The 21347-nt window shown below is 72.3% G+C and carries 16 protein-coding genes; 7 read left to right on the top strand and 9 right to left on the bottom strand.

The annotated features are described in order from the left end of the window. Positions 1 to 50: 50 nt before the first annotated feature. Positions 51 to 695, bottom strand: coding sequence for a LuxR C-terminal-related transcriptional regulator (locus IG78_RS0129640; protein ID WP_030568618.1), 645 nt, complete (start codon positions 693 to 695; stop codon positions 51 to 53). Continuing rightward, on the bottom strand, positions 683 to 1858 hold the full coding sequence (locus IG78_RS0129635) for a sensor histidine kinase (RefSeq protein ID WP_030568615.1): 1176 nt from the start codon (positions 1856 to 1858) through the stop codon (positions 683 to 685). Before IG78_RS0129635 ends, IG78_RS0129640 begins: the two co-directional genes overlap by 13 nt. Before the next feature lie 167 nt (positions 1859 to 2025). On the opposite strand from IG78_RS0129635, the gene IG78_RS50315 reads away from it, so the two are divergent. Then, positions 2026 to 2190, top strand: a complete 165-nt coding sequence (locus IG78_RS50315) for a hypothetical protein (RefSeq protein WP_169749726.1) — start codon at positions 2026 to 2028, stop codon at positions 2188 to 2190. A 27-nt stretch (positions 2191 to 2217) separates the two neighbouring features. On the opposite strand, the gene IG78_RS0129625 is transcribed toward IG78_RS50315, so the two are convergent. Then, positions 2218 to 2868: a TetR/AcrR family transcriptional regulator gene (locus IG78_RS0129625; RefSeq protein WP_030568614.1), complete on the bottom strand. Its 651-nt coding sequence runs from the start codon at positions 2866 to 2868 to the stop codon at positions 2218 to 2220. Positions 2869 to 3073: 205 nt separating this feature from the next. On the opposite strand from IG78_RS0129625, the gene IG78_RS0129620 reads away from it, so the two are divergent. The 4 genes from IG78_RS0129620 (at position 3074) to IG78_RS0129605 (ending at position 8925) form a co-directional block, all read left to right on the top strand. Further along, positions 3074 to 3985, top strand: a complete 912-nt coding sequence (locus IG78_RS0129620) for an ABC transporter permease (protein ID WP_030568613.1) — start codon at positions 3074 to 3076, stop codon at positions 3983 to 3985. Next, positions 3972 to 4799 (top strand): ABC transporter ATP-binding protein, encoded by an 828-nt coding sequence (locus IG78_RS0129615; RefSeq protein ID WP_030568612.1) that lies wholly within the window; start codon positions 3972 to 3974, stop codon positions 4797 to 4799. The genes IG78_RS0129620 and IG78_RS0129615 overlap by 14 nt, the downstream gene beginning before the upstream one ends. A gap of 119 nt (positions 4800 to 4918) precedes the next feature. Continuing rightward, positions 4919 to 7243 (top strand): CDP-glycerol glycerophosphotransferase family protein, encoded by a 2325-nt coding sequence (locus IG78_RS0129610; RefSeq protein WP_030568611.1) that lies wholly within the window; start codon positions 4919 to 4921, stop codon positions 7241 to 7243. Then, positions 7240 to 8925 carry a glycosyltransferase family 2 protein gene (locus tag IG78_RS0129605; protein WP_030568610.1) on the top strand — a complete coding sequence of 562 codons (1686 nt, stop codon included), beginning with the start codon at positions 7240 to 7242 and terminating at the stop codon, positions 8923 to 8925. The genes IG78_RS0129610 and IG78_RS0129605 overlap by 4 nt, the downstream gene beginning before the upstream one ends. Positions 8926 to 9016: 91 nt before the next feature. On the opposite strand, the gene IG78_RS0129600 is transcribed toward IG78_RS0129605, so the two are convergent. The 4 genes from IG78_RS0129600 to IG78_RS0129585 all read right to left on the bottom strand — a co-directional run bounded on the left by IG78_RS0129600 (position 9017) and on the right by IG78_RS0129585 (position 17440). Next, positions 9017 to 10600 (bottom strand): hypothetical protein, encoded by a 1584-nt coding sequence (locus IG78_RS0129600; protein ID WP_051853039.1) that lies wholly within the window; start codon positions 10598 to 10600, stop codon positions 9017 to 9019. Further along, positions 10581 to 11117 carry a GtrA family protein gene (locus IG78_RS0129595; protein ID WP_030568608.1) on the bottom strand — a complete coding sequence of 179 codons (537 nt, stop codon included), beginning with the start codon at positions 11115 to 11117 and terminating at the stop codon, positions 10581 to 10583. The genes IG78_RS0129600 and IG78_RS0129595 overlap by 20 nt, the downstream gene beginning before the upstream one ends. Beyond that, complete coding sequence (locus IG78_RS42870) at positions 11114 to 11968, bottom strand: polyprenol monophosphomannose synthase (protein ID WP_199813325.1); 855 nt, start codon at positions 11966 to 11968, stop codon at positions 11114 to 11116. Before IG78_RS42870 ends, IG78_RS0129595 begins: the two co-directional genes overlap by 4 nt. 291 nt (positions 11969 to 12259) lie before the next feature. Continuing rightward, positions 12260 to 17440: an NAD-glutamate dehydrogenase gene (locus tag IG78_RS0129585; RefSeq protein WP_030568604.1), complete on the bottom strand. Its 5181-nt coding sequence runs from the start codon at positions 17438 to 17440 to the stop codon at positions 12260 to 12262. A gap of 753 nt (positions 17441 to 18193) precedes the next feature. Here IG78_RS0129585 and IG78_RS0129580 point away from each other — a divergent pair. Next, positions 18194 to 18760, top strand: a complete 567-nt coding sequence (locus tag IG78_RS0129580; protein ID WP_030568602.1) for a DJ-1/PfpI family protein — start codon at positions 18194 to 18196, stop codon at positions 18758 to 18760. Between the two features lie 230 nt (positions 18761 to 18990). Here IG78_RS0129580 and IG78_RS0129575 read toward each other — a convergent pair whose 3' ends face one another. Next, entirely contained in the window at positions 18991 to 19659 is a 669-nt protein-coding gene (locus IG78_RS0129575; RefSeq protein WP_030568600.1) for an HAD family hydrolase, read from the bottom strand. A gap of 130 nt (positions 19660 to 19789) precedes the next feature. After that, positions 19790 to 20305 carry a DUF6912 family protein gene (locus tag IG78_RS0129570; RefSeq protein ID WP_030568598.1) on the bottom strand — a complete coding sequence of 172 codons (516 nt, stop codon included), beginning with the start codon at positions 20303 to 20305 and terminating at the stop codon, positions 19790 to 19792. 551 nt (positions 20306 to 20856) lie between these two features. Here IG78_RS0129570 and IG78_RS51715 point away from each other — a divergent pair. Next, positions 20857 to 21312: an Rv3235 family protein gene (locus IG78_RS51715; protein WP_225882271.1), complete on the top strand. Its 456-nt coding sequence runs from the start codon at positions 20857 to 20859 to the stop codon at positions 21310 to 21312. Positions 21313 to 21347: the final 35 nt, after the last annotated feature.

Below are 21347 nucleotides of genomic sequence, written 5' to 3'. Positions count from 1 at the left end.
GGGGGTGGGGGCGCGGGCCGCGCCCCGGACAGGCCTCGATACCCCCTCGGTCAGGCCTTGTTGAGATAGGCGAGGACAGCGAGCACCCGCCGGTGCCCGCTGTCGCTGGGCGGCAGGCCCAGCTTCAGGAAGACGTTCCCGATGTGCTTGCTGACCGCGCGTTCGGAGACGACCAGGGTGGCCGCGATGGTGGTGTTGTCGCGGCCCTCGGCCATGAGGTGCAGCACCTCGCGCTCGCGCGGCGTGAGCGAGTCCAGGGGGTCGTCGGCGCGCCGCGTCAGAAGCTCGGTGACGACCTCCGGGTCGAGCGCGGTGCCGCCCGTGGCGACGCGCTCCAGGGCGTCGAGGAACGCGTCGACCCGGCCGACGCGGTCCTTCAGGAGATAGCCGACACCGCTCGCGTCACCGCCGAGCAGCTCGGCCGCGTACGTCTCCTCGACGTACTGGGACAGGACGAGGACGGGAAGGCCCGGCAGTTGCCTGCGGGCGTCGATGGCCGCGCGCAGCCCCTCGTCGCGGAAGCCGGGCGGCATCCGGACGTCGAGGACGGCCACGTCGGGCCGGTGTTCCAGGAGGGCGGGCAGGATCTCGGGTCCGGTGGTCGCGACGGCCGCCACCTCGTGCCCCGCCGATGTCAGGAGCAGCACGAGCCCCTCCCGCAGCAACGCGTTGTCCTCCGCGATCACCACACGCACGGCAGCTCCACCCCGATCTCGGTCGGCCCCCCGGCGGGGCTCGTCACATCCATGGTCCCGTCCAGGGCCGCGACCCTGCGCCGCATGCCGAGCAGCCCGCTGCCGCCCGACTCGTCGGCGCCGCCGCTGCCCTCGTCCCGTACGCACAGCCGCAGGCCGCGGGGTGTGCGGGCCAGTTCGACCCCGGCCCCGCGCGCCCCGCTGTGCTTGGCGGCGTTCGTCAGGGCCTCGGCCACCACGAAGTACGCGGCGGCCTCCACCGCGGCGGGCGCCCGCGCGCCGCCCTCCACGCCGTCGTCCCGTACGGACACCTCAAGGCCGCTGCTCGCGGCCAAGGCCCGTACCGCGCCGAGGAGTCCGCGGTCGGTCAGGATGGGCGGGTGGATGCCGCGCACGACGTGCCGCAGTTCGGTCAGGGCCTCCTCGGCCTGGTCCTGCGCGTCGTCGAGGAGTCTGCGTACCGTATCGGGGTCGGTGCCGCCCCGGTCGTAGGCCCGCTTGGCCAGACCGACCCGCATGGACAGGGCGACGAGCCGCGCCTGGGTGCCGTCGTGCAGATCCCGCTCGATGCGGCGCAGTTCGGCGCCGTGCGCGGCCACCGCGCCCGCCCTGGTCTCCGTCAGCTCCTCGACCCGCTCGGCCAGTTCGGCGTTGCGCTCGGCCTCGGGCGACGGCTTGAGCAGCGCCCGCGACCAGCGCGCGTCGAGTTCGGCGAGGCGCACGATCAGCGGGAGCACGACGGCCCCGCGGCGGAGCAGCCCGCACCACACGCCGTCGACGATCACACCGATCACCCACAGCGGCAGCGCCACGTACAGCAGCAGCAGGCCGTAGACGAAGTGGACGACGAGCCAGCGCAGGTCCCGGTAGGTGCCGGGGTCCTTGACCGCCTTGCGCACCCGCTCCACGAGGGTGCCGGTCAGCGGCGTGTACGCCTCGGGGATCCGGGTGCCCGACCACTGGGCGACCTGGCGCCGCTTGTAGCCGGCGATGCGGCGCAGCATCAGGACCGTCTCCGGCAGCACGCCCAGGCCGATCACGATGAGCGAGGCGACGGCGGTGAAGAGCAGGACGCCGACGAACACGTACGAGAGGAGGGCGAGGCCCGCGCCGAGGAGCAGTTGCATGGAGGCGCGGTCCGCCCGCTCGATCGTCTCTCGCATGCCCCTCAGGCTATGCGAGCCCCCGCGCGGGCACGGGTGGGTGTGCCACCGGCCCGGTGGTGGAGCGCGCTACACCACCGGCCAGGGTGGGTGCCCCCTCGATCATCGCGGGCGGTGCGGGCAGAGTGGGCCACGAACGAAAGTCCGTACCCCGAAAGGTCCCCGCCATGAAGGCCGTCCTCTGGTTCGTGCTCGCTGTCGCCATCGTCTTCAACGCCTTCAGCAGCGTCGCGTTCAGCGGGGCGACGGAACTGGCCGTGAGCATCACCACGGGCTGCGCCGTGATCGGCTCGATCACGGTCCTCGTGCTGACCCGGGAGAGGCAGCCGTAGCTGACCGCGCGTTGAGCGCGAGGGGGCTCACAGCGCGTTGAGCGCCGCCGCCGTCGCCCTGGCCAGTCCTTCCAGATACCCCTCGGGCAGTTCGCCGCGCACCACGACCGCCCGCCAGTACAGCGGCCCCGACATCAGGTCCAGGGCAAGGGCCTCGTCCGTGCCGCTCAGGCCCGCGCGCAGTTCGCCCCGCGCCACGGCCTGCGCGACGATGCCGCTCGCCACGCCGTACTGCCCCTCGCGCAGCGCCTTCTGCAGGGCCGCCTCGATGTCGGGGTTGCGGGCCGCCTCCGCCTGGAGGTCGGGGACGACCTGGGAGGCGACGGGGTGGCGCAGCGCGCGCGACGTCACCTCGTACAGCAGGCGCAGATCGCCCTCCAGGGTGCCGGTGTCCGGCGTGGGCAGGCCCTGGACCGCGAGCGCCGACACCAGGTCGAGCACCAGGTGCAGCTTGGAACGCCAGCGGCGGTAGACGGCCGTCTTGCCGACGCCCGCGCGGCGCGCGATGCCCTCGATGGACATGCGCGCGTACCCCACCGCCGCGAGCTCCTCGAAGACGGCGGCGCGGATGGCCTCCGTCACGTCCTCGCGCAGCACGGCGGCCCCCGCGGGCGCCCTGCGGCCCCGGTCACCGGGCTTTTTCCCGCTTTCCCCGGGCTCTCTGTCACGCGTCGTCATGAGGACAGCATAGGACGTGACGACGAAACGGTTGCGTTCCGACGTCGCGGCGTCCTACTGTCTGCGTGACGACGATACGGTCCCGTCCCGACGTGTTCCGGCGTGAACCCGCGTGTTCGATGTGAACCCACGTGTTCCGATGTGAACCTGCGTGACATCGCACCGTGCCGCCGCCCTCCCACGTCCCCGAGCGGAAGCAACGGCCGTGACCCTCGTACTCGACAAACCGCCCACGGCGGAGCCGCCGGCGGAGTCCGCGGCGGCCCTCGCCGCCCGCCACGGCCTGACCGTCAGCGGCGCCCGCCCCTCCCTGCCCGCCTATGTGCGCGAACTGTGGCGGCGGCGCCACTTCATCACCGCGTTCGCCACGGCCAAGCTCACCGCCCAGTACAGCCGGGCGAAGCTCGGCCAGCTCTGGCAGGTGCTGACACCGCTGCTCAACGCGGCCGTCTACTACTTCATCTTCGGCGTCCTGATGGACACCAAGCACGACGTGCCGGACTATGTGCCGTTCCTGGTCACGGGCGTCTTCGTGTTCACCTTCACGCAGCAGTCCGCCCTCGCGGGCACCCGCGCCGTCTCCGGCAGCCTCGGTCTGGTGCGCGCCCTGCACTTCCCGCGGGCCGCGCTGCCGATCTCGTACTGCCTGCAACAGCTCCAGCAGCTCCTGTTCTCGCTGGGCGCGCTGCTCGCGATCCTGCTCTGCTTCGGGGTGCCGCCCAGCGCCTCCTGGCTCCTGGTCCTGCCCGCGCTCACCCTGCAGTTCGTCTTCAACGCGGGCCTCGCGCTCGCCCTCGCCCGCCTCGGCGCGAGGACGCCTGACATCGCGCAGTTGATGCCGTTCGTGCTGCGGACCTGGATGTACGCGTCCGGGGTGATGTGGAGCATCGACAAGGTCCTGGCCGACAGGGATCTGCCGCGCGCGGTCACCGTGCTCCTTGAGGCCAACCCGGCGGCCGTCTACATCGACCTCATGCGGTTCGCGCTCATCGACAGCTTCCACGCCGACCGGCTCCCGCCGCACGTGTGGGCGTGGGCCACGGGCTGGGCGCTGATCGCGGGGGTGGGCGGATTCCTCTACTTCTGGAAGGCGGAGGAGACATATGGCCGCGGCTGACGCGACCCCGGGGGCGAGCACGCCCCGCACGCACGAGCCCCCCGCGCCGACCGTCGTCGTCGACGCCGTCGACATCGTGTACCGCGTGCACGGCTCCGGCGCGGCCACCGCCCGGGGCGCGGCGACCGCGGCCCTCGGCCGCGTCCTGCGGCGCCGGGGCGGCGCGGAGGCCGGGGTGCGTACGGTGCACGCCGTCCGCGGGGTGTCCTTCACCGCCCTGCGCGGCGAGGCCATCGGGCTCGTCGGCACCAACGGCTCCGGCAAGTCCACGCTCCTGAAGGCGGTCGCGGGCCTGCTGCCGGTCGAGCGCGGCCGGATCTACACCGAGGGGCAGCCCTCGCTGCTCGGCGTCAACGCGGCCCTGATGAACGACCTCACCGGCGAGCGCAACGTCCGGCTCGGCTGCCTCGCGATGGGGATGTCCCGCGAGGAGACCCGGGAGCGCGGCGCGGGCATCGTCGACTTCTCCGGGATCGACGACAAGGGCGACTTCAGCTCGCTGCCGATGCGCACCTACTCCTCCGGCATGGCCGCGCGCCTGCGCTTCTCCATCGGTGCCGCCAAGGACCACGACGTCCTGCTGATCGACGAGGCCCTGGCCACCGGCGACCGCGCCTTCCAGCAGCGCTCCCAGGCCCGCGTCCGCGCGCTGCGCGAGCGCGCGGGGACGGTCTTCCTCGTCAGCCACAACAACAAGTCGATCCGGGACACCTGCGACCGCGTGCTGTGGCTGGAACACGGGGAGCTGCGCCTGGACGGCCCGACGGCGGAGGTCATGAAGGAGTACGAGCGGTTCACCGGCGGCAGGAGCTGAGATCCTTGCCCCTTTTGTCGCGCCAATAAGCAGATCCTTACACTATGGGAGCGTTTAGCAGCGTTGGCAGAGCCGACGGCCGAGCCGACGACAGAGGCAGCAGAGAGGCTGGAGCAGGGATGCCGGAGCTGAGCGTCGTGGTGTACGGCCGCAACGTACAGGGGCACCTCGCGGAGAGCCTCGCGGCCCTCGCGGACGCCGCGCCCGCGGTGGAGGTCGTCGTCGCGGCCGTCGGCGACTCCGCCCGCCAGGCCGCGGAACGGCACCCGTACGTCACCCTCGTCGCGCTGCCCGACGGCACCGCGGACGGCACGGCCCGCGCGGCGGGCGCGGACCGGGCGACGGGGCGCTGGCTTCAGTTCGTGCACAGCAAGGACAGCGTCCCCGCGCTCGCGGCACGGGCGGTCGCCGAGCGGGTGGCCGCCTTCCGGGAGACGGCGGCCTCGCAGGAGGCTGTGGCCTCGAAGGAGGCTGTGGCCTCGCAGGAAATGGCGGCCCCGCCGGAATCTACGGCCCCTCAAGAATCTGCGCCCCCGCAAGAAACCGCCGCCCCGCAAGAAGTGGACGTCCTGCTCACCGATCACGTCCGCTCCACCTGGCGGCACTCCCGCATGCCGAGCCCCGACGGCGGCTTCCTCGCCGAGCCGGGCCGCCGCGAGGTGTCCCTCGGGGACTGCCCGGACCTGCTGAAGGTGACACCGCTGCTCGGCACCCACGTCGTACGGGCGGACTTCTGGCGGTCCCGGCAGCGGGCGGGCCTCGCCACGGACGACGAGCTGTTCACGGCGTACGCGCTGCTGCTCACCGCGGGACGGATCGCGGCCCTGGACCAGGCGGCCCTGGAGGACCGGCAGTTGCGGGCGCAGAGCCTGCCGCCGGTCACGGCCGACGACCACTTCGCGCTCCTCGACACCTACGAGCGGCTGCTCCGCCTCGCCGCCGAGCACGACGCGGGCCCCGGTCCGCGCGCCGTGCTGTACGCCGCGATGGTCACCGCGAGCCTGCGCACCGTGGCCCGCGCGCCCCTGCCCGATGACACCGCGCGGGAGTTCTTCGCCCGCGCCGCCCGGGCCGCGGTGGAATTCCGGCCGCCCGGGTACCGGCGCCCCGGCGGCCTGGAAGGGATGCGCCGCCGCCTCCTGGAGGAGAACGCGTACACCAAGTACCGCGTGTTCCAGGCGGCGAACCAGCGGCGCCGCACGGTGCGCTCGGCGGTCAGGGGGAGCCGGCGGACGGTGGGCAGGAAGGTCCGTGACCTTCAGTACCACCAGGACCTGAAACGTCCGATCGACCCGAACCTGGCCGTGTTCTCCGCGTACTGGGACCGGGGCGTCGCCTGCAACCCGGCCGCCGTCGCCGCGAAGCTCGCCGAACTCGCCCCGCACATCCACCAGGTGTGGATCGTCGCCGCCGACAACGTGCCGCTGCTGCCGCCGGGCACCGACCACGTCGTACCGGGAACGCGCCGCTACTGGCGGGTCCTCGCGACGGCCAAGTACCTGGTGAACAACGCCAACTTCCCCAACGCGGTGGTCAAGCGTCCCGACGCCGTGCACCTCCAGACGCACCACGGCACCCCCCTGAAGCGCATGGGCCTCGACCAGCTCGACTACCCGGCGGCGGCCAAGGGCCTGAACTTCCACGACCTGCTCGCACGCGTCGACCGCTGGGACTACAGCGTCTCGTCCAACAGCCACTCCACGCAGATGTGGCAGCGCGCCTACCAGTCCCGCTACGTGGAGCTCGACCACGGCTACCCGCGCAACGACGTGTACTACACGGCGACGGCCGCGGACGTCCGCGCGGTCCGCGAGCGCCTCGGCATCGCCCCCGGCAAGCGCGCCCTGCTGTACGCGCCCACGCACCGCGACTACGAGGCGACGTGGACGCCGCGCCTGGACCTGGCGACACTCGCCGACCGGCTCGGCGAGGACACCGTGCTCCTGGTGCGGGGCCACTACTTCTACGGCGGCGCGGCCTCGCCCCTGCCGAGCCTGCGCCGTTCCGGCCGCATCGTCGACGTGTCCACGTACGACCCGGTGGAGGACCTCGCCCTCGCGGCTGACGCGCTGATCACGGACTACTCCTCCATCATGTTCGACTACGCCAACCTGGACCGCCCGATCGTGATCTACGCCGACGACTGGGAGACGTACGCGAAGACGCGCGGCGTCTACTTCGACCTGCCGTCACAGGCGCCAGGACCGGTGGCCCGTACACAGGAGGAACTGACCCGGATCCTCACCTGTGACGCCTGGCGGGACGGGGCGGCGGCGAAGGCGCGGGCGGCGTTCCGGCGGCGCTTCTGCGAGTTCGACGACGGGCGGGCCGCCGAGCGCGTCGTCCGCCGGGTGTTCCTCGGCGAGCCCGAGGATTCACTGCCGCCCGTCACCCCGCTGGACGGGCGGACACCCGCCCCCACCCCGCAGGAGGCCACCCGATGACGCCCGCCCCCGCGTCCCCCGATGTGACGGTCACCGTCATCGTCCACAACGACGCCGAGCGCCTCCCGCGCGCCGTGGCCTCGCTCCAGCGCCAGTCCCACCCGAACATCGAGATCGTCATCAGCGACGACCACTCCACGGACGCCACCCCCCGGGTGGCACGGGAGCTCGCCGCCCGCGACGACCGCGTCACCTACCTCCGCCTGCCGCGGAACAGCGGCGGCTGCAGCGCCCCGCGCAACCGCGCGATCGACATCGCGCGCGCCCCGTTTCTGATGTTCCTGGACAGCGACGACGAACTCCCGGAGCGGGCGGTGGAGTCACTCCTCGCCGCCCACGGCGAACGCCCGGTCGACTTCGTGATGGGCGCGGTGGAACGGGTACGGGTCGACACCGGCCGCACCTCGACGTGGATGCCCCACCTGGTCGCCGAACACCGCACGGTGGCGGGCATCGAAGCCGAACCCGCCCTGCTCTTCGAGCACTTGGCGACGAGCAAGATGTACCGGAAGTCCTTCCTCGACGACCACGCGCTGCGCTTCCCCGAAGGCATCCACTACGAGGACCAGCTCTTCTCGGCCCAGGCGTACTGCCTGGCGAAGGCGTTCACGGTCATCCCCGAACCGGTGTACCGCTGGTACATAGAGCCGTACGGCGCGGCGGAGGCGGCGTCCATCTCCAACCAGCGGCACAAGCTGAGCAATGTACGCGACCGGGTGCACGTGCAGGGCCTGATCGACGCGTTCCTGGAGCAGAGCGGCCACCAGAGCCTGCGCGACGCCAAGGACTACAAGTTCCTCAAGCACGACTTCCGGATGTACGCGGGCGACCTGCCCTTCCGTGACGAGACCTGGCTGCGCGGCTTCGCCGACATCGTGAACCCCTATCTGGCGGGCCTCTCCGAGGACGCGTACGCGCGGCTGCCGCGAGCGGAACGGGTCGTCCTGCAACTGGTACGGGACGGACGCCTGGACGAGGCGCAGGTGGCGGCGCGGGGGCTCGGGCACGGGGTGGGGCCGCGCGCCCTGGCCGAGGACGCCGACGGGCGGGTCTACTGGGGCGCGCGAGTACCCGCCACGCCCGCCGCCCGGCGCGAACTCGACCTCACCGATCTCGGTCTGGACTCCCGGCCGTTCCCGAGCGCGCAGTTCCGGCACGAGATCACGCGCCTCGAACCGGCCCCCGGAGCCGCCCTCGCTCTGACGGTCCGCACCTACGACCCCGGCCGCAGGCTTCCTATGGGCCCGCAGGTGGCGAGCCTCGTCGTGGCGCCGGGCCGCCGCCGTCTGACGACCCGCTTCCGGCTCGACCCGGTACGCCCCGGCGTCTACGAGGGCGAGGCCGTCCTCGACCTCTCCCGGGCCCCCGTCCCGCCGGACGGCTTCGCGGGCACCCGCCACCCGCTGATCCAGCTCACCGACGGCCGCCTGCGCAACAGCGGCATACTCCTCGCCCCCCTTGCCTTCCCCCGCCTCACGGCCCGCGTCCCCTACCGCTCGGGCACGGCCCCGCACCGGGTGACGGCGGAACCGGAGGGCCGCGGCGCGGGCCGCCTCCAGCTCACCTGGGCCCCGGTGGGCGTGACGTCCCGCGTCCTTGGGCCCCTGGCCCGCCGGGTGGCCGGGGAGCAGGGCTCACGCGTGCGCAGGGCGGCGCGCCTGGTGGGGAGCGTGCTGCGCTGACCGCGGACACGGGCACCGGCACCGGCACCGGCACCGGCACCGGCACCGGCACCGGCACATCGTCCCCGGCGGCGCGATCCCGCCCGTGAGTTCATGTCCGCCCCTGTGCCTCTGCCGCCGCCGCGCGCCCCGCCCCGCCCCCGCCCGACGGACTCAGCACCTCGTACAGCACCTGCCCCCTGGGCCCGGTCGCCACCTTGCGCAGCGCGGGGTCGGAGCCGGGCAGGCCGCCGTCGGAGCGGTACGCCACGACCCACCGCACCCCGTACCGGCGCAGCACCTCCAGTCGCCCGGCGCGCGGCGTCTTCGGCGCGAAGTAGCGGCGTACAGCGGCGGCGCGCGCGTCCTCGTCGGGGAGAAAGAAGTCCGGGTAGCCGGGCGCCACGGTGTACGCGCCGTAGGCCGGGAGCCGGCGGGCCGGGAACGTCTTGGCCAGAACCACGTCGCCGTAGCGCACATGCGGGGTGATCCAGCGGTGACCGGGCCACGGCGGGCGGTACTTCGCGGCGACGGCGGCAGGGAGCGCAGCCCGGGGAAGGACGTAGCCGAGCGTGCCCGCCTGCGTCCACGCGCCGACCGCGAGGGCCAGGGTCAGGGTCCCCGCGGACGCGGCGGCCAGGGCCCGCCCGACGCGGCCCCCGCGTACCGCCGCCAGGCCCGCCGCCTCCACCCCCGCCGCGATCTGCGCGGGCAGCAGCGCCGCCGGTAGCACCCGGCCCCAGGAGTAGTGGCCGCTCAGGCCCCCCGCGGCGAAGACCAGCGCGCCGAGGGCGAAGAAGAGGACGAGGGGGTCGCGGCGGTCGCGGCGGAAGCGGAGAGCCAGTGCGGCCACGCCGACGAGGGCGAGGCCGAAGCGGGCCGGGAGGTCGCGGTAGAGGGCGCGGTGGATCTCCTCCAGGCCGCCGCCGGCGCCGAAGAGGTCGAAGAAGGGGTAGTAGGGCCAGGCGGCGAGCAGCGCGAGGCCGAGGGCGAGACCGGCGCCGAGCCGAAGCAGCGTCGCGCGGCGCGGCCACGGTCGCGCGCCGAGCAGCAGCGCGAGCGCGCCGAGGGAAGCGACCACGCCGGTGAACTGGTGGGTCAGGAGGACGACCGCCCACAGCGCCCCCAGGGCGAGGAACACCGCGGGGCCCGCCGTGTCCGCCCGGAGGGCCTCGCGCAGGCACGCCCAGAGGTGGAAGGCGAGGCCCAGGGCGAACGTACTCGGGTACGAGACCGTCAGGGCCAGCGAGTTCAGGCCGAGGAATCCGCTCCACGCGAAGAGGGACGGGCCCCAGAGGAAGAGGACGCAGAGGAGGGCGAGGGGCACGGCCGCCCGGTGCGGGGTCAGGGTGCGGACGAAGCGCCGGATGCCGGTGAGGAGGAGGGCGAGGCCCGCAAGGGCCGCGAACCGCAGGACGGCGAAGACGCCGAGGCCGGTCGCCTTGGCGAGGCAGCCGAGGAGGACCGTCCACGGGGAGTAGTAGGGGCTGGGCACGTCGGCGTCGACGAGGGGGTCGCCGGGGTGCAGCGGGTCGTGCCGCAGGCGCTCCAGCGTCGCCGCGTGGATGCCGAGGTCACCGGCCCAGGGCAGCCGGACGACGACGGCGAGGAGGAGAAGGACGGCGACGGCCGCGGCGGCCGACGCCCCTATGTGCCCCGGCGGCGCGTCGCTCCCGCTACGGCCGCCGCGCGTCATGGTGGGCACGGTCCTTGAACACCCACGTCCGGTACACCAGGAAGCGGAACGCGGAGGCGAGCACGATGGACTGAGCCTTCGCGATGTTCGAGCCGAGCGGCCCGCTCAGCCCTGCCCCGTGGTAGGCGGCGTAGAACAGCAGGCTCTCCATCAGCACACCGATGCCGCTGAAGGCGAAGAACAGGGCGATCTGCCGTTTGCTGCGCGAGGCGCGGTCCCGGTAGGCGAAGAAGCGGAACCCGAGGTAGTTGGTGCCCATGGCGACGCAGCTCGCGAGGACGGTGGCCGTCATGGGCCGTGAGCCGAGGCCGTGCAGGAGCAGGTTGAAGACGACGAGGTTGACGGCGACCCCGCTGCCGCCGACGACCCCGAACTTGACGACCTCCAGGCAGAGGCGGCGCAGCTTGGCCAGGGGGAAGCGGGGTACGGCCACCGGAGCCGCCACGTCCGGCACGGCGACGCCGGGGGCGGTGCCGGGGGCGGCGGCCCGTGCCTCGTGCAGTGTGCCGCTCGTCATACGGACGACCCCGCCCCGGAGCCCCCGCGGGCACCCTGCGCCGCACGTACCCGCAGCTTCCACGGCATGACGACGGACTCCAGTTGCACCATCAGGTTCATCTTGGACTCGCCGACGGTGCGGTCCTCGAAGTGGATCGGGACCTCCATGACGTCGAAGCCGTGGCGCAGCGCGCGGTACTTCATCTCGACCTGGAAGCTGTAGCCCGCGCTGTCGATGCTCGCGAGGTCCACGGCGTGCACGGCGTCGGCACGCCACAGATTGAAGCCGCCGGTGATGTCGCGGACGCGGGTGCCGAGGATGGTGCCCGCGTAGGCGTTGGCCCAGCGGGAGAGGAGCTTGCGGTGGGCGCCCCAGGCTTCGGAGAGGGTGCCGCCCTGCACGTACCGGCTGCCGACGACGACCCCGGCGTCCGTGGCGAGCGCGACGCCGAGCAGTTCGGCGACCTTCTCCACGGGGTGGCTGCCGTCGGCGTCCATCTGCAGGACGTAGCGCGCGCCGTCCTGGACGGCCTTGGCCATGCCCGCTGCGTAGGCCCGGCCGAGGCCGTCCTTCTCGGTGCGGTGCAGCACGCTCATGCGGCGGTGGCCCGTGGTCTCCTGGTGGCGCCGGGCGCAGTCCTCGGCGAGTTCGCCGGTGCCGTCGGGGCTGGAGTCGTCGACGACGAGCAGGCTCAGGCCCGGCAGCCCGAGGGCGAGCAGCGCGTCGGCCATGCCGGGCAGGTTCCCCGCCTCGTTGTACGTCGGCATGACCACGGTCAGCGGTGTGGCGGCCCACTCCGCGGGCAGTCGTCCGGCGCCGAGCACCTGGGCCGCGCGCTCCGCCGCGGTCGGCGGACTTGCTTCTGTCATCGGCCTACCCTGCGACCTTCCCGGCGTCCACGCCGACGGTTCGATACCGATCTGCCCGTCAGATCCGTCCATCAGATCCGTCCATCAGATCTGTCCGTCAGACAATCTCATCTACCGTAGCCCAAATGCCCGAATTAACGGCATAAGGCAAGTCTCGTCACCCGTTCCGCAGACTGCGGGTATCCCGTACGGCGCCGAAAACGCCGCCAACGGGACCGGGGGCGCCCCGCACCACAAGGTGCGGGGCGCCCCCGGAAACGTACAACGTTCGAACGGTTCTCCGCCGCCCGGTTACGAGTGCGTGCGCAGCAGCGTCCGCATCGTCCGCATGGCCACCGACAGATTGGCCAGGTCGAAGGCGTCGGAGCCCTGGATCTCCTCCAGGGTCGTCCGGGCCCGGCTGAGGATCGCCGCGTTCTTCTCCTCCCACGCCTTGAACCGCTGCTCGGGCGTCGCCTCGCCGTTCCCGACGGCCAGCACGTCGGCCGTGAGGGCGGCGTGCGCCGCGTACAGGTCCTCGCGGATCGAGGCCCGCGCCATCGACTGCCAGCGGTCGGCCCGCGGCAGTTCGATGATCCGGTCCATGAGCTGGGTGATCCGCAGCCGGTCCGCGAGGTCGTAGTACACCTCGGCGACGGCCATCGGTTCCTTGCCCATGCGGTCCGCGACGGCGACGATGTCGAGCGAGGGGAAGGCCGAGGAGAATCCGGCGACCCGCTGGGCAAGCTCTTCCGGCACGCCCGCCGCGGTCAGCTCCTCGCGGATGTTCTCGTACCACTCCAGGTCGGAACCGCGCATCAGCTTCGGCAGCTCGCCCCACACCTGGGCGACGCCGTCGCTGAAGAACTCGATGGTCTCGGCCAGTTGCAGCGGCTGCGGCCGGTTGTTGAGCAGCCAGCGCGTACCCCGCTCGACGAGCCGGCGGCAGTGCAGCCGCACCCGCGTCTGGACGTCGGCGGCCACGACGTTGTCGAGCGACTCCACGGCGTCCCAGACCTCGCCGAACCCGAAGATCTCCCGCGCGGCGAGCTGCGCCCGCACGATCTCCTCCAGGGACGCCCCGGTCTCCTCGCGCAGGCGGTGCAGGAACGTCGAACCGCCGGAGTTGACCGTGTCGTTGACCAGGACGGTGGTGATGATCTCGCGGCGCAGCGCGTGGCCGTCGATCTGGTCGAGGAACCTCTCACGCAGCGGCTGCGGGAAGTACGCGTGCAGCAGCCTGCGCAGGTACGCGTCGTCGGGCAGCGTGGTCTCGATCAGCTCCTCCGCCGTCACGATCTTCGTGTAGGCGAGCAGGACGGCCAGCTCGGGCTGTGCGAGGCCGCGGCCGGAGCTGAGCAGCTCGCGGATCTGCCGGTCGGTGGGCAGGAACTCCAGGTTCCGGTTGAGCTGGCCCTCGCGGGTCAGACGCCGCATGAAGCGCTGGTGGGCGTGGAGCAGCGAGGGCGCCTCGAAGACGGAGTTGGAGAGCGCCGTGTTCTGCGCGTAGTTGTTGCGCAGCACGAGGTGGCCGACCTCGTCGGTCATCTCGGCGAGCAGCTTGTTGCGCTGCTTGACCGTCATGTCCCCGGCCTGCACCACGGCGTTGAGGAGGATCTTGATGTTCACCTCGTGGTCGGAGGTGTCCACGCCCGCGCTGTTGTCGATGGCGTCGGTGTTGATGCGCCCGCCCGCCCGCGCGAACTCGATCCGGCCGAGCTGGGTGAGGCCGAGGTTGCCGCCCTCGCCGACGACCTTCACGCGCAGCTCGGCGCCGTCGACGCGGATGGCGTCGTTGGCCTTGTCGCCGACGTCCGTGTGCGACTCGGTGCCCGACTTCACGTACGTGCCGATGCCGCCGTTCCACAGCAGGTCGACCGGCGCCTTGAGGATGGCCTTCATCAGGTCGGCCGGGGTCATCTTGGCGCCGGACTCGATGCCGAGCGCCTCGCGGATGTGCGCGTTGAGCTGGATGGCCTTGGCCGAGCGCGGGAAGATGCCGCCGCCCGCGGAGAGCAGTTCCTTGTTGTAGTCGGCCCAACTGGAGCGCGGCAGCTCGAAGAGACGGCGGCGCTCGGCGTACGAGGTGGCCGCGTCCGGGTTCGGGTCGATGAAGATGTGCCGGTGGTCGAAGGCCGCGACCAGGCGGATGTGCTCCGAGAGCAGCATGCCGTTGCCGAACACGTCACCGGACATGTCACCGACGCCGACGACGGTGAAGTCCTCGGTCTGGGTGTCGCAGCCCAGCTCCCTGAAGTGCCGCTTCACGGACTCCCAGGCGCCGCGGGCGGTGATGCCCATGCCCTTGTGGTCGTAACCCGCGGAACCGCCGGAGGCGAAGGCGTCACCGAGCCAGAAGTTGTACGACTGGGCGACCTCGTTGGCGATGTCGGAGAACGTCGCCGTGCCCTTGTCGGCCGCGACCACCAGATAGGTGTCGTCCTCGTCGTGCCTGACGACGTCGGCCGGGGGCACGACCTCGCCCGCGACGAGGTTGTCGGTGATGTCGAGCAGCGCCGAGATGAACGTCTTGTAGCAGGCCACACCCTCCGCGAGCCAGGCGTCACGGTCCACGGACGGGTCGGGGAGCTGCTTGGCGACGAAGCCGCCCTTGGCGCCCACCGGCACGATGACGGTGTTCTTCACCATCTGCGCCTTGACCAGGCCGAGGATCTCCGTACGGAAGTCCTCACGCCGGTCGGACCAGCGCAGACCGCCGCGCGCCACCTTGCCGAAGCGCAGGTGGACGCCCTCGACACGCGGCGAGTACACCCAGATCTCGTACGCGGGCCGCGGCGCCGGCAGGTCGGGGATGGCCTGCGGGTCGAACTTCATGGAGACATAGCCGTGCGGCTTGCCGCCCGCCGCCTCCTGGAAGAAGTTGGTGCGCAGCGTCGCCTTGATGACGGTGAGGAAGGAGCGCAGGATGCGGTCCTCGTCCAGGGAGGCGACCTGGTCCAGGGCGCCGTCCAGCTCCTCCAGGAGCCCGTCGGTCAGCTCGGTGCCCGCGCGCTGGCGCTCCGGGGACATCCGGGCCTCGAAGAGCGAGACGAGCAGCCGGGTGGTGTGGACGTTGTTGCGGAGGGTGTCCTCCATGTAGTCCTGGCTGAAGGTGGACCCCGCCTGGCGCAGGTACTTGGCGTAGGCGCGCAGGACCATCGCCTGGCGCCAGTTCAGTCCGGCGCGCAGGACCAGGGAGTTGAAGCCGTCGACCTCGGCCTCGCCGGTCCAGGCGGCCGCGAAGGCCTCCTGGAAGCGGGCCCGGCCGTCGTCGCCCAGATAGTCGCCGTTGCCGTTCTGCGCCTTCGGCATCCGCAGGCCGAAGTCGTAGACCCAGGCGCTGGTGCGGTCCGAGCAGCGCAGCTCGTAGGGCCGCTCGTCGGTGACCTCCACGCCCAGGCGCTGAAGGACGGGCAGCACGGCGGACAGCGAGATCTGCGCACCGGCCCGGTAGATCTTGAAGCGGCGCTCGTCGGGGGCGGCGCCCACGGGCTCGTAGAGGCTGAGCGCGAAGTCCTTGTGGCTGTCCTTGGACAGCCGCTCCAGGTGGACGAGGTCGGCGACCGCGGCGCGCGGCGTGTGGTCGGCCTTGTAGCCCTCGGGGAACGCGTGCTGGTAGCGGCGCAGCAGCTCAGCGGCGCGCTCCTCGCCCAGCTCGGCGGTCAGCGCCTCGCCGAAGCCGTCGGCCCAGGAGCGGGCGGCCTCCACCAGGCGGGCCTCGATGCGCTCGACGTCGCTGTCGGAGAGGTCGGGGACCTCGCCGCCCTTGGGGACGCGGACGACGAAGTGGATGCGGGAGAGGATCGACTCGGTGTTCCAGGCCGTGAAGTCGACGCTGGCGCCGTTCAGCTCCTCCTTGAGGATGTCGATGATCCGCAGCCGCACGCCCGTGGTGTAGCGGTCGCGGGGCAGGTAGACGAGCGCCGAGTAGTAGCGGCCGTACTCGTCCTTGCGCAGGTAGAGACGGAGGCGGCGGCGCTCCTGGAGGTAGAGCACGGAGGTGACGATGGACCGCAGCGGGTCGGCCGGGGTCTGGAAGAGCTCGTCGCGGGGGTAGGTCTCCAGGATCTGGAGCAGGTCCCGGCCGTCGTGGCTGTTGGGCGAGAAGCCCGCGCCCCTGAGGACCTCGGCGACCTTGCGGCGGATGACCGGCACCCGGCGCACGGACTCGGTGTACGCGGCCGAGGAGAACAGGCCGAGGAAGCGGCGCTCACCGACGACGTTGCCCTGCTCGTCGAACTTCTTCACGCCGACGTAGTCGAGGTAGCTGGGCCGGTGCACCGTGGAGCGGCTGTTGGCCTTCGTCAGGACCAGGAGCTTGTGCTCGCGGGCCTTGGCGCGGGCGTCGGCGGGCAGCCGGTTGAAGGACGGGCTGACCGGGTGGTGGTCGTCGTCCTCGCTGTGCTGCGGGTCGGCGCGCAGGATGCCGAGGCCGGTGCCTGGCACGGCGGCCAGGGAGTCGTCCTCCGTCAGGTCGTACTCGCGGTAGCCGAGGAAGGTGAAGTGGTCGGCTGCCAGCCAGCGCAGGAGCTCACGGGCCTCCTCGACCTCCTGGTCGCGCAGGTCGTCGGCGGTCGGCTCCTTCGGCAGCTCGTCGGCGATGCGCAGCGCGGCGTCGCGCATCTTCTCCCAGTCCTCGACCGTCTCGCGGACGTCGGACAGGATGCGCAGCAGGTCGGCGGTGATCTGCTTCAGGTCGGAGCGGTCGGTCTCACGGTCGATCTCGACGTGGATCCAGGACTCGGTGACCGCGTCGTGCGGGCGCTCGGCGCCGTTCGCCCCCGCGGGGAGGCCGTTCGCCCCCGCGGGGAGTACCTCCAGGAGCTTGCCGGTGACGTCACGGCGGACCACGACCTGCGGGTGGATGACGACGTGGATGCCGCGCCCCTGCCGGGACAGCTCGTTGGTGACGGAGTCCACCAGGAACGGCATGTCGTCGGTCACGACCTCGACGACGGAGTGGCTGCACGTCCAGCCGTTCTCCTCGACGGTCGGGGTGTGCACCCGGACGTTGGCCGTGCCCTGGGGGCGGTTCTCGGCCAGACGGTAGTGGGAGTAGGCGGCGCCGAAGACGTCGACCGGGTCGCGGTCGGTGAGGTCCTCGGGGGCGGTGTGGAGGTAGTAGCGCTGGAGGAACGCGAGCACCTTCGCCTGGTCGGCGTCGGCGGCGTCCTCGGCCTCGGCGGCGCTTCCGGGGCTGGCGGCTGCGCCTCCGGCCTTCGCGGCGGCGCTCTCGGCCTTCGGGGCTGCGCTTTCGGCCTTCGGGGGACGGGTGGCCTTGCCGGAGCGGTCGGCCTTTGTGGAACCGTCGGCCTTGCCGGAACCGTCGGCCTCGGCGGTGCGGCCCGGTCCGGGCCCCCCGATGGCGTCGCTCCCGCCCGTCGGCCCGGTCGGTGCTCCCGTTGGCAGGCGCCCCCCGACCGGGCTGTTCTCAGCTACCCGGGCGGCCCGCGCGAGCAGCTCGGCCTTGGCTTCGTCCAGCTTGGTCTGCATTGTCCTCTGACTCCTGTCGCGCGCCGTTGCGTGACGTAGAAGGAAGTGATGTGACGTAACGCCGCGACGCGGGGTCTCCGGTCCATGTCGACGTTATGCCGCGATGAGCGATGAGCGGGCGGTTATCCGCCATTTCCGGCGAATCCATTGGCCGACCCAGATGTCCGCGATACCCCTGATGCCTGAGATGTTCGTGGCATCGGCTCCGTGATCCGTTCCGCGGTCCACACCGCGAAGAGTCGTCAGCGAGGCGCCCGGCACGGTTCGTGTGCACCGTGTTCTCCGGGCGCGGGGCGGAGGCGACGTCGCCTCCGCGGGATATCGCGCTGATCACGGGACCAAGGCTATCGCCCCGCACCGGGAAGTCGTCATGAGCCGCATGTGTACAAAACCCGGAGGCGAACTTTGACAGTCTGCACAGTCGCCTCCCGCACTACGGGGGCCAGAGCACTACGGGGGTCAGATCCGGCCACACCCGGGCCGCGGGCGGACGGCGTGCGGCCGGGGGGCGGGCGGCACCCTTGGCAAACGGCGCGGGGCGATGCACGTTGAGCGTGAAGGCACGCACCGTACTGCGCGCGTGAGGGCACGCACCGTACTGCACGCGTGAGGGCGCGCACGGTACTGCACGCGTGAGGGCACGCACCGCACCGCACGCGTGAGGGCACGCACCGCACCGCACGCGTGAGGGCACGCATCGCACCGCGCGCCGTCCCGTACGCGGATACGCGACCGACTCGGGGAGCGAACACCATGGCACCCAAGATCCTGATCGTCACCGGTGACGCGGCGGAGTCACTGGAGGTCCTCTACCCCTACCAGCGCCTGCGCGAGGAGGGCTACGACGTCCACATCGCGGCCCCCGCCCGCAAGACGCTCCAGTTCGTGGTGCACGACTTCGAGCCCGGCTTCGACACGTTCACGGAGAAGCCCGGCTACACCTGGCCTGCCGACCTGGCCTTCTCCGAGGTGGATCCGGGTCAGTACGTCGCCCTCGTCGTCCCCGGCGGCCGCGCCCCCGAGTACCTGCGCAACGACCCGGAGCTCCGCAAGGTCCTCAAGTCCTTCTTCGACGCCGACAAGCCCGTCGCCCAGATCTGCCACGGCCCCCTGCTCACCGCGGCCGTGGGCGGCCTCGCGGGCCGCCGGGTCACGGCCTACCCGGCCCTCGAACTCGACATGCAGGCGGCCGGGGCCACCTTCCAGGACGCGGAGGCGGTGGTCGACGGCACCCTGGTCTCGTCCAGGGCCTGGCCGGATCACTCCGGCTGGATGCGCGAATTCTTGACAGTACTGAGGTCAAAGGCCCCGGTCACATAACCTTCCCCCCGGCCCCCCTGCCCCGCAGCCCCCTGCGTGCAACTGGCCCGCCCCCCGCTGTGGGCAACTGGTCCGCCAGGGGCGAGGGGGGTACCTTCCTGCTCGAGCGGAGCCGAGAGCTTGGGGGAGGGTGGGCACAGCCCCAACCGCCGGGCACCGCCTGTGTGGGCGGAGGGGCACCCCCCGGACGGGACACGGCACGCGGCACGCGGCACGCAGCACCGCAAAGCTCAGGCGACCAACCGCTCCGCGGTCTCCACGGCCTCCCCGAGGCTGTCAACGACGGGAACTCCCGCCGATTCAAGGCTCCCCCGACTGTGCGACCCACCGGTATAAAGCACGGCCCGAGCCCCCACATGAGCCGCGGCCCGAGCATCATCCACCGCGTCCCCGATGACGACGACCTGCTCGACAGCAACCTCCGCCAGCTCGGCAAGATGCCGGACCATCCGCTCGGCCTTCCCGGCATGGGAGGCATCCGCACGCCCGTCGATCCGCACGAACCGCTCCGCGATCCCGTGCCGCCGCACCAACGGCACGAGCTGCTCGTGCGGAGCGAGCGACAGCAGCGACTGCGTACGCCCCTCCGCCTGCCGCAGCGCGAGCAGCTCCGCCGCCCCCTCGGCCAGCGCGCACGTGTCCACCCGCGTCCCGTAGTGCTTGTGGAAGACGGCGTCCATCACGAGCCACTCGTCCTCGGTGGGCAACCGCCCCATCAGCCGCTCGTAGAACAACGGCACCGGAACGCAGTACAGCTCCCGATACCGCTCCAGGGTGATCGGCTCCAGGCCGATCTCCTGGAACGACGCGTTCGTCGCTCCTATGACCGCGTCGATGTCATGCAGAAGAGTCCCGTTCCAGTCCCAGACGATGTGCGCCCCGCGCCGCTGCTTCCCCATGCGAAAGACCGTACCCGGCGCCACCGACAACACATCCGAGGAACCCCGCGGCCGGGGAACTCCCGCAGCCGAGAGCGACCGCTGGGTCCTGGGCCCGGGGTCCGGGGTCCGGGGTCCGACCAGGTTCGGGCTAGTCCTGGGCCCCGATCAGGTTCGGGATCTCCTGCGTGGCGTACCAGAGCAGCTCGTGGTCCTCGGCCCCGTCGACGACGAACCGCGCGTCGTCGTCCCCGTGGTCCGCGGCCCCCAGCGCGTCCGCCGCAGCGGTGACGTCGGCCTCCGCGTCCCCGGAGTCCACGTGCACGGCGGCCGCCTTGGCCAGCGGCAGCGCGCCCGCGATCCGCACCTCGCCGAGCGCGCCCTGGTCGAGACCGCGGTCGGGGTCGGCGACGGCCGTCCCGTCCGGCACGTCCGCCGCGAGAACGACCCGGCGCCGCGCGGCCCCCGGCTCACCGGCGAGCAGCCGCAGGGAGGCGAGCGCCGCCCGGTTCAGGGCCGCGTACTCCAGCTCCTCGATGTCGTCCGAGACATACCACTCGCGCAGCGCGGGCGTCACGGCGTACGCGGTCATCGGTCCGGGCCCCAGCTCACCGGCCTCGTGCGCCTGCGCGAGACGGGGCAGGGTCAGGGGTACGTACACGCGCATGACTGGCCGCTTTCGTAGTCGCGAAGGCGTCCGGGAGGGGCCTCCAGGACTCCCGGGACGGGCTTCCAGGATACGTGCGCGCGTCCCCCTTCGAGCTGCCGCCCGGCACGGCCCCCGCGTCCACCCCGGTCCACGCCGTCACCCGCTCCTCCCCCGCGCCCGCGGCCCCGCGCACCCCTCCGCTCACCCTGATGAGTGAACCGCCGCGCACGCCCCGGGCCCGCTCGAAGCCGTTGCCCCGCCCGCCTCCGCGGCCGTACAAGATCCCCAGCACAAAAGTTACCCACCGGTACTAGCAAGGGGCCCCGAGGCCACCACCGCAGCCTCCGCCCTCACCACACACCAGCGAACGGAACTGGAACCCCCATATGCGCCAGCCCCAGCCCCAGACCCAGACCCAGACCCAGCCCCAGATCCAGCCCCAGACGCAGACCCCAACCGCACCGACAACCACGCCCACACCGACAGCCACGCCCAAACCCATGCCCCCGACCGGCTCCAGGCGCCCCGCCACAACCCGCAAAGCCCCGTCGCCCACGCTCCGCAAGATCATGACCAGGCCCCGCCGCCCCGCGGCCCCCCGCCCCACGGCGACCCGCCCGCCCACGAGCCGCCCACCGGGCCGTACCGACCCTCGCCGCCCGAGTCCACGCCGCATCCCCGCCCAGCCACCCCCGCACCCGGCCGAGCTCTTCACCGAGTTGCTGCTCCTGGTGCTCAGCGGTCAGCGTCCGGTGCACGCGGTGGCGCGCCACATCGCTCACACCGCGTACGACGACCTGGTGCGGCTCGCCGAGCTGCTGCCGCTGCGCTCCGTCGGCGGCCACCGCCCCGCCGTACAGCGCGTGGGCCACTACGAGGTGCGCCCGGGTGTCTTCGAGGTCTTCGCCCGCGTAGGCGCGGGCCCCGCGCTGCGCGCCCTCGCGTTCCGCCTGCACCTGGGCGACGACGAGCGCTGGCGCTGCACGGCGGTGGAGGTCGCGGGGCCAGGCATCCGCCGGCACTGACAGGGCCGCCGACAGCGAACGACAAAGCGCGGGCC

Origin of the sequence: Streptomyces aureocirculatus (assembly GCF_000720475.1) — a bacterium.
Lineage (GTDB): Bacteria > Actinomycetota > Actinomycetes > Streptomycetales > Streptomycetaceae > Streptomyces > Streptomyces aureocirculatus.
The sequence above is the reverse complement of the archived record's forward strand: the minus strand, read 5'-3'. Positions and strand labels throughout refer to the sequence as shown.